Annotated in this window: 9 protein-coding genes; all 9 read left to right on the top strand. The window is 39.3% G+C overall.

What is annotated here, in order from left to right:
* Nucleotides 1–1,228: transcription termination factor Rho (gene rho, locus AC1DRF_RS12595; protein WP_477740858.1), on the top strand; the 1,228-nt coding region annotated here is incomplete at its 5' end.
* Between the two features lie 154 nt (nucleotides 1,229–1,382).
* Nucleotides 1,383–1,583, top strand: a complete 201-nt coding sequence (gene rpmE / locus AC1DRF_RS12590) for a 50S ribosomal protein L31 (RefSeq protein ID WP_013085477.1) — start codon at nucleotides 1,383–1,385, stop codon at nucleotides 1,581–1,583.
* 204 nt (nucleotides 1,584–1,787) lie between these two features.
* Nucleotides 1,788–2,402, top strand: coding sequence for a thymidine kinase (locus tag AC1DRF_RS12585; RefSeq protein WP_226897604.1), 615 nt, complete (start codon nucleotides 1,788–1,790; stop codon nucleotides 2,400–2,402).
* Nucleotides 2,403–2,540: 138 nt separating this feature from the next.
* On the top strand, nucleotides 2,541–3,608 hold the full coding sequence (prfA, locus tag AC1DRF_RS12580; RefSeq protein WP_013059820.1) for a peptide chain release factor 1: 1,068 nt from the start codon (nucleotides 2,541–2,543) through the stop codon (nucleotides 3,606–3,608).
* A complete protein-coding gene (prmC, locus tag AC1DRF_RS12575; RefSeq protein WP_427076636.1) occupies nucleotides 3,608–4,459 on the top strand; it encodes a peptide chain release factor N(5)-glutamine methyltransferase in 852 nt (283 codons plus the stop codon). The genes prfA and prmC overlap by 1 nt, the downstream gene beginning before the upstream one ends.
* 121 nt (nucleotides 4,460–4,580) lie before the next feature.
* Nucleotides 4,581–5,471, top strand: coding sequence for a stage II sporulation protein R (spoIIR, locus tag AC1DRF_RS12570; protein ID WP_230184035.1), 891 nt, complete (start codon nucleotides 4,581–4,583; stop codon nucleotides 5,469–5,471).
* Nucleotides 5,472–5,556: 85 nt separating this feature from the next.
* Nucleotides 5,557–6,003, top strand: a complete 447-nt coding sequence (locus tag AC1DRF_RS12565; RefSeq protein ID WP_349768429.1) for a GNAT family N-acetyltransferase — start codon at nucleotides 5,557–5,559, stop codon at nucleotides 6,001–6,003.
* A gap of 192 nt (nucleotides 6,004–6,195) precedes the next feature.
* Nucleotides 6,196–7,236 (top strand): L-threonylcarbamoyladenylate synthase, encoded by a 1,041-nt coding sequence (locus AC1DRF_RS12560; RefSeq protein WP_043977484.1) that lies wholly within the window; start codon nucleotides 6,196–6,198, stop codon nucleotides 7,234–7,236.
* A 67-nt stretch (nucleotides 7,237–7,303) separates the two neighbouring features.
* Nucleotides 7,304–7,864, top strand: a complete 561-nt coding sequence (locus AC1DRF_RS12555) for a manganese efflux pump MntP (RefSeq protein WP_215054857.1) — start codon at nucleotides 7,304–7,306, stop codon at nucleotides 7,862–7,864.
* Nucleotides 7,865–7,988 lie beyond the last annotated feature (124 nt).

Here is a 7,988-nt window from a genome sequence, read left to right as displayed (position 1 = left end):
GTATGAACATGCTCGTGAGTATAAAGTTTCGTACTATAGTAAATTAACGAAAAAAGAACTTGTCTTTGCTATTTTAAAGGCTCAAGCTGAACAAGATGGGCTTTTATTTATGGAAGGCGTTCTTGAAATTATTCAATCAGAAGGATTCGGTTTCTTACGACCAATTAACTATTCACCGAGTTCAGAAGATATTTATATCTCAGCTTCACAAATTCGTCGCTTCGATCTGCGTAATGGAGACAAGGTATCGGGGAAAGTTCGTCCTCCAAAAGAAAATGAGCGCTACTACGGATTATTACATGTAGAAGCAGTAAACGGAGAAGATCCGGAAACGTCAAAAGATCGCGTACATTTTCCAGCGCTAACGCCAATTTATCCAAATGAACAAATGCTGCTAGAAACTCAGCCAAGAAGTTTCTCTACGCGTATTATTGACTTGATTTCACCAATTGGATTTGGGCAAAGGGGACTAATTGTCGCGCCGCCAAAAGCAGGTAAAACGATGCTATTAAAAGAAATTGCCAATAGCATTACAACGAATCATCCTGATGCAGAATTGATTGTTCTTCTTATTGATGAGCGTCCTGAGGAAGTGACGGACATTGAGCGTTCGGTTGACGGTGATGTTGTCAGTTCTACATTTGACGAAGTGCCAGAAAACCACATTAAAGTAGCGGAACTTGTACTTGAACGTGCGATGAGATTAGTTGAACACAAAAAAGATGTTGTCATTTTGATGGACAGCATCACAAGACTTGCTCGTGCTTATAACTTAGTTATTCCACCGAGCGGTCGTACACTATCAGGGGGTATTGACCCGGCTGCTTTTCACCGTCCAAAACGATTCTTTGGAGCGGCTCGTAACATTGAAGATGGAGGCAGCTTAACCATTCTGGCAACAGCCTTAATTGATACAGGCTCTCGTATGGATGATGTTATTTATGAAGAGTTTAAAGGTACAGGTAACATGGAACTGCATCTAGATCGTTCACTAGCTGAAAAACGTATCTTCCCTGCGATTGACATTCGTCGCTCAGGCACACGTAAAGAAGAGCTGTTAATTCCAAAAGAGCATTTAGACCACTTATGGGCAATTCGTAAATCAATGGCAGATGCTCCTGATTTTGCAGAAAAATTCTTAAAACGTTTACGTCAAACAAAGACAAATGAAGAGTTCTTCTCGATGTTAACGGAAGAGAAAAAAACACTTCTAGCAAATAAACGATAAGTTATAAAACATGTGGTTGCAAAAGCATACAACCCTTGTTATAATTTCATCATGTGTGTTGATAAAGTACACAGTGAAATAGTTATTATTTCATCACTATCTTTATCAATAAACTCTGTTTCAGAATGATTCAGGGCGGAAGGAGATGAAACGAATGAAAACAGGAATTCATCCAAACTATAAAACAGTTATGGTTAAATGTACTTGCGGAAACGAATTTGAAAGTGGTTCTGTAAAAGAAGAGATCCGCGTTGAGACTTGTTCTGAATGTCACCCATTCTACACTGGTCGTCAAAAATTCGCTGAAGCTGGTGGCCGTGTTGATCGCTTCAACAAAAAATACGGTCTTAAATAATCACATTGTCGAAACAAACAGGCAAGTAGCTTAACTTCTTGCCTGTTTTTTTGCTTATAAAAGTAGAAAAACAGTGTCTGCTTGATAAAAAAGTGGGTACTTTATCATAGGAATAAGATCTACATAGAAGACGTAGATTAAGTGAGTAGCGGTTCGCTCAGAAACGGAACGAGAAGAAGGGAGAGTCCCGCAGTGGTGTACGTAATGAAACAAAGCGGTTGGATAGAAGTAATTTGTGGCAGTATGTTTTCAGGGAAATCAGAAGAGTTAATTCGACGTGTGCGCCGCACGCAGTTTGCTAAACAAAAAGCACAAGTGTTCAAGCCTGCAATCGATAATCGATATAGCGAAGAAGCGGTCGTTTCACATAATGGTACATCTGTTATGGCTTATTCAATCTCGGCATCGCGCGATATTTTAAAGCGGGTAGATGAAGAGACAGACGTAGTAGCGATAGATGAAGTACAGTTTTTTGACACAGATATTTTAGAAATTGTTCAATCTTTAGCGGATCAAGGCTTTCGTGTGATTGTAGCGGGGTTAGATCAAGACTTCAAAGGTGAACCTTTTGGACAAATGCCGCAGTTAATGGCTATTGCAGAGTCGGTAACAAAGCTACAGGCTGTGTGCGCTTCATGTGGCTCTCCTGCGAGCCGTACGCAGCGTTTGATTAACGGTGAGCCTGCTTCTTATGACGACCCTATTATTTTAGTCGGTGCGTCTGAATCGTACGAACCAAGATGTCGTCATTGCCACGTTGTGCAAAAGTCTAAAGGACAAGCTGTGTCTGTGGACTCAAGCGAAATGGTCGAAAAATAAAGCAAGAATTTTATGATGATAAAAACAGAACGCGCAGTTCTGTTTTTTTGTTCATATACGTGTATTAACAAGGTTTTGACTCTATTTTAAAGCTATACTATAATTACAATGTTATGGATAAAGAATGAGGTGAATGACGTGTTTGATCGTTTAGAAGCGGTAGAGGCGCGCTATGAGAAGTTAAACGAACTTCTGAGTGACCCTGAGATCGTAAACAACCCCTCTAAGTTGAGAGAATATTCGAAGGAACAATCAGATATACAACAAACGGTAGCAGCTTATCAGGAATACAAAGATGTAAAAGAGCAGTTATCAGAAGCGAAAACGATGCTTGAAGATAAGCTTGATGCAGATATGCGTGACATGGTAAAAGAAGAAATTGCCGAGTTAGAAACGCAGCAAGAAGAGCTAGTTGAAAAGCTACGTATTTTATTAATTCCAAAAGATCCAAACGATGATAAAAACGTAATCATGGAAGTTCGTGGAGCGGCTGGTGGAGATGAAGCAGCATTATTCGCAGCTAATTTGTACCGAATGTATTCGCGCTTTGCTGAATCACAAGGCTGGAAAACAGAAGTAATGGAAGCAACGACTACTGGAGTAGGCGGTTATAAAGAAATTATCTTTATGATTAACGGTAAAGGTGCGTACTCAAAGATGAAATTTGAAAACGGTGCACACCGTGTTCAACGAGTTCCTGAAACAGAATCAGGCGGTCGTATTCATACATCTACAGCAACGGTAGCATGTCTTCCTGAAGCGGAAGAAGTCGAAGTGGACATTCATGAAAAAGACATCCGTGTAGATACATTTGCTTCAAGTGGACCTGGTGGCCAAAGTGTTAATACGACGATGTCAGCCGTTCGTTTAACGCATTTACCAACAAATACAGTGGTATCATGTCAAGATGAAAAGTCTCAAATTAAAAATAAAGAAAAAGCAATGAAAGTATTGCGCGCTCGCGTGTACGATAAGTTCCAGCGAGAAGCACAAGCAGAGTATGATGCAACGCGCAAACAAGCAGTTGGATCTGGAGATCGCTCCGAGCGTATCCGTACGTATAACTTCCCGCAAAATCGCGTAACGGACCACCGTATTGGTCTGACGATTCAAAAGCTAGATCAAATCTTAGAAGGCAAGCTTGATGAAATTATCGATGCATTAGTCATGGAAGACCAAGCGCGCCGAATGGAAGATTCGAACTAATGAAAGTATTTGAAGCCCTTAAGTGGGCTTCTTCTTTTTTGAAAGAGGCAAAGCGAGATGAAAACGCGGGAGAACTCTTGCTTCGTCATCACTTGCAGATGACGAGAACTCATTTGCTAGGTGCTCTGCAGGAAGAACTAGAAGAAGAAATTCTAAAAAGATTTGAACAAGATGTCCATGCTCATAAAGCAGGTATGCCTGTACAATATCTAATCGGGACAGAAGAATTTTACGGGCGTTCATTTATTGTAAACGAACATGTATTAATTCCAAGACCCGAAACGGAAGAGCTGGTATACGGAATGATTTCTCGAATAAAAAAAGAATTTCAACACCAGCCTATTGAGCTTGTAGATATTGGAACGGGAAGTGGGGCAATTGCTATCACTTTAGCTTTGGAGGTTGACAGAGTGGAAGTTACAGCAACAGATATAGCTATAGAATCTTTAAGCGTAGCCAAAGAAAATGCTCAAAACCTAGAAGCTGCTGTCACGTTTATACAGGGAGATCTATTACAACCATTTCTATTATCAAATCAGAAATTTGATGTAATTGTGTCTAATCCGCCTTATATTCCAGCAGATGATGAGTTGTCCACAGTGGTAAAAGATCATGAGCCAAACCGAGCTCTTTTTGGTGGAAAAGATGGCCTGGATTTTTATCGGCGTTTCATGGAAGAGTTGCCATATGTGACGAAGTCAAATAGTATTATTGGATTTGAAGTCGGGGCCGGACAGACAAAAGATGTAGCTGAGATGCTGCAAAAAACGTTTCCGACAGCTTTTGTAGAATGTGTATATGATATTAATGGAAAAGATCGAATGGTTTTTGCACAACTTCGCGAGAACTAAAAAAATCAGAGGGAATGATTTTCCCTTTGATTTTTGAAAATCATGCATTTTTTTACTAAATTACTAGTTTAAGATATCTTGCTTTCGGCCATACTGTTCCTATGAAAGGGCGGTGGCCGAAATGAAGAAATATGCTATCATTTATTTTATTTTATTAATTATTGGAGCAAATGCTCAACTTATATATACACATAACCAAGTGCAGGCAGATCAGCCTGCAGTCATTCCAGACGAGGCAATTCGACTGCGCATTTTAGCAAACAGCGACGGTGAAAAAGACCAGTACGTAAAACGTCTGATTCGTGACCGCGTGAACGAACAAATCACAGAATGGGTAAAAGATTTAACATCTGTAACTGTAGCTCGAAAAACAATTAAAGAAAATTTGCCGGCGCTTGAAACAATTGCGAAAGAAGTGCTAAAAGAAGAAGGCGTAAATGAATCTGTTCATGTTAAATTCGGAAAAGTAGAGTTTCCTACTAAGTTGTACGGTCAGTTTTTATATCCAGCAGGTGAGTATGAAGCCGTGCTTATTACTCTTGGCAAAGGAGAGGGAGCAAACTGGTGGTGCGTACTATTTCCTCCTTTATGCTTCTTAGATTTCTCAAACGGTGAAGCGGTAAAAGCGCCGGAGCCATCTGAAGAAGAGCCAAAGGAAGAAAAAGAGAAACCAGCACCTTCTGAATCAAAATCTGCAGACAAAACAGATGACAAATCGGCTGAAAGTAAAGAGCTCGCAGTGAAAACAGAAATTCAATCTGCAACTATTACATCAGATTCTATTGAGCAGAAAGCTAAGGAATCTTCTCAACCAACAGTATCTTCTAAAGAAGCAATTGCAAAAGATACAAGCACAGTAAAGGAAGAAACAAGTGCTAAGGCTGAAAAAAAGGAAAGTAAAGAAGCTGAAAAGTCTATTTCATCTAAGAAAAAAGCTGATTCTAAATCAAAAGAAGATTCTGTAGAAGTTAAGTTTTTTGTAGTAGAATGGGTATCGTCAGTATTTAATTAATAGAATCATTAAAAATAAAATTCAGTTCTACTTTTTTTAATCATCTCATAGATTTGTTACTAGAAAACAAGTTGAGGTGATTAAAATGAGAGAACAATTAAAAATTGCCAGTGAAAATGATTATATTCGAATTCAGCAGTTTTTACAAAAAGCGGGCATCAGCACAGCAGGTGTGGAAGAGCATATTCATCAATTTGTCATAATGGAAAATGAAGAAGGCGAGCTGCTAGCAACAGTTGGGTTTGAAAAAGAAGGTGTGGATGGAATTCTCCGCTCCCTTGTCGTGTCTCCTTCTTTAATGCAATCTGATATTCTGCTGCTATTTAAAAGCATCGTCCAGCTGGCTCAAAAGCATGGCGTGAAGCAACTATATTTACTAACAAATAAGGCATCTTCTCTACATTTTTTTCAAATGATGAATTTTCAGCAAACATCTTACAGTGCACTGCCTGAGTTGTTAAAAGAACATTCTTATTTAAAAAAGTTACTAAACCCTCAGGATGTCTATGTGATGTTTTATGCAGCTAGTTAAAAGAAAATGTGGATAAATCATTTTAAAGGGGTATCCACAATGTTATTCACAAAAATATGAGCTTTATCCACATTTTGTGGATAAAGCTTGTTTGTTGATATAATGAATGCAGGTATTTTACTATCTATGATACATATTGTACTTTTAAAGTAAAAAAAACCTAGATATAGAAAGAAAAAGGAGTTGAAGAAGATGGAAACTAAGTTATGGGTTGTGGATAATTTTACGAACGAAAAAGATATTTATCCACAGATAGAAGAAGCAGCAGATTTGCTGCGCAATCACGAAGTGGTTGCTTTTCCTACAGAGACGGTGTATGGATTAGGAGGAGATGCAACATCGGATAAAGCTGTGGATAAAATTTTTGCAGCGAAAGGACGTCCTAGTGATAACCCTCTTATTGTTCATATTGGAGATAAAGAGCAGCTTCATACATTTGTAGAGTCGATTCCTTCAAAAGCAGAGAAAGTGATCGATGCTTTTTGGCCGGGTCCTCTTACAGTAATATTACCCAAAAAAGATCGAGTTTCAGATAAGGTTACGGCTGGTTTAAGCAGCATTGCAGTGAGAATGCCATCACATCCAGTAGCCCTCGCATTATTAAAAAAAGTGGCTTTGCCTATCGCAGCTCCTAGTGCAAACCTTTCCGGCAAGCCGAGTCCCACTCTAGCTCATCATGTGATGAATGATTTAGAAGGGCGTATTAGCGGAGTTGTAGACGGAGGAGCAACAGGGGTAGGAGTAGAGTCGACTGTCCTTGATTGTACCGAAGAGATTCCTATCATTTTACGTCCGGGCGGCATTACTCAGAAAGAGTTGGAAAATGTCATTGGTCCCGTAAAAGTAGATCGAGCGTTACTAAGTGATAAAGAAGCGCCAAAATCTCCAGGTATGAAATACACGCATTACGCACCTGATGCACCGCTTGTCATTGTTGACGGCAGTTCAGATTTTTTCCAATCTATTATCGATCGCTATAAAGATCAGGGTAAGCGAGTAGGGGTATTAACGACATCTGAACATGAAGATGCGTATAAAGCGGATGCGGTTATCACATGTGGATCTCGTTCAAATTTAGAGACGGTTGCTAGCCACTTATACGAGTCGCTTCGTTCATTTAATGAGTGTGACGTAGATGTTATCGTTAGTGAAAGTTTTTCTGAAGAAGGAGTCGGTCATGCCGTTATGAACCGATTAATGAAAGCTGCAGGACATCACGTAATTAAGCAATAAAATTCATCTTCTAAACCTTTTCGAATGTGCATATTTTGAAATAGGAGCACGTCCGAGGAGGGTAAAGATGAATGTATCTCAGTTAATTAGTGAAATGATCACGTTAGTCATTATGGCGTTTGCCTTAGGAATGGATGCTTTCTCAGTTGGTTTGGGAATGGGATTAATTCGTTTACGCTTTCGCCAAATTTTCTACATTGGTGTTGTTATCGGTGTATTTCATATTTGGATGCCGCTGTTAGGCATGTTTATTGGACGACTTTTGTCTGATAAACTTGGAATGTTTGCTACCTATGGCGGTGGAATTTTATTGTTGATTCTTGGGGCGCAGATGATTTATTCCTCCTTTAAGCATGACGATACGCCGTTTATCAAACCAGTTGGCCTTGGACTGTTATTTTTTGCGCTCAGCGTGAGTCTAGATAGTTTTTCTGTTGGACTTAGCTTAGGTATTTTTGGGGCAAGAACGTTTTTGACCATTATTGTTTTTGGCGTAGTGAGTATGCTATTAACTTGGTTAGGACTGCTGTTAGGCAGAAGAGTACAAGGTTGGCTTGGTTCATATAGTGAGGCACTGGGCGGGAGCATTTTATTAGCTTTTGGAATCAAATTGTTACTACCTTTTTAACTATATATAAATAGGTAAAGGATCATGACCATGCAGGTTATGGTCTTTTTTTGCTTCTTTTGGATTGCAGTGATAAAAGAAGGAAAGCGAAGTCGTTTTTTCGAGATGCATGAAGCGATAATGG

The sequence above is a fragment of the Priestia sp. P5_B4 genome, from assembly GCF_056400385.1.
Note: the sequence above shows the minus strand (reverse complement) of the source record. Positions and strands in the feature narration are given on the sequence as shown.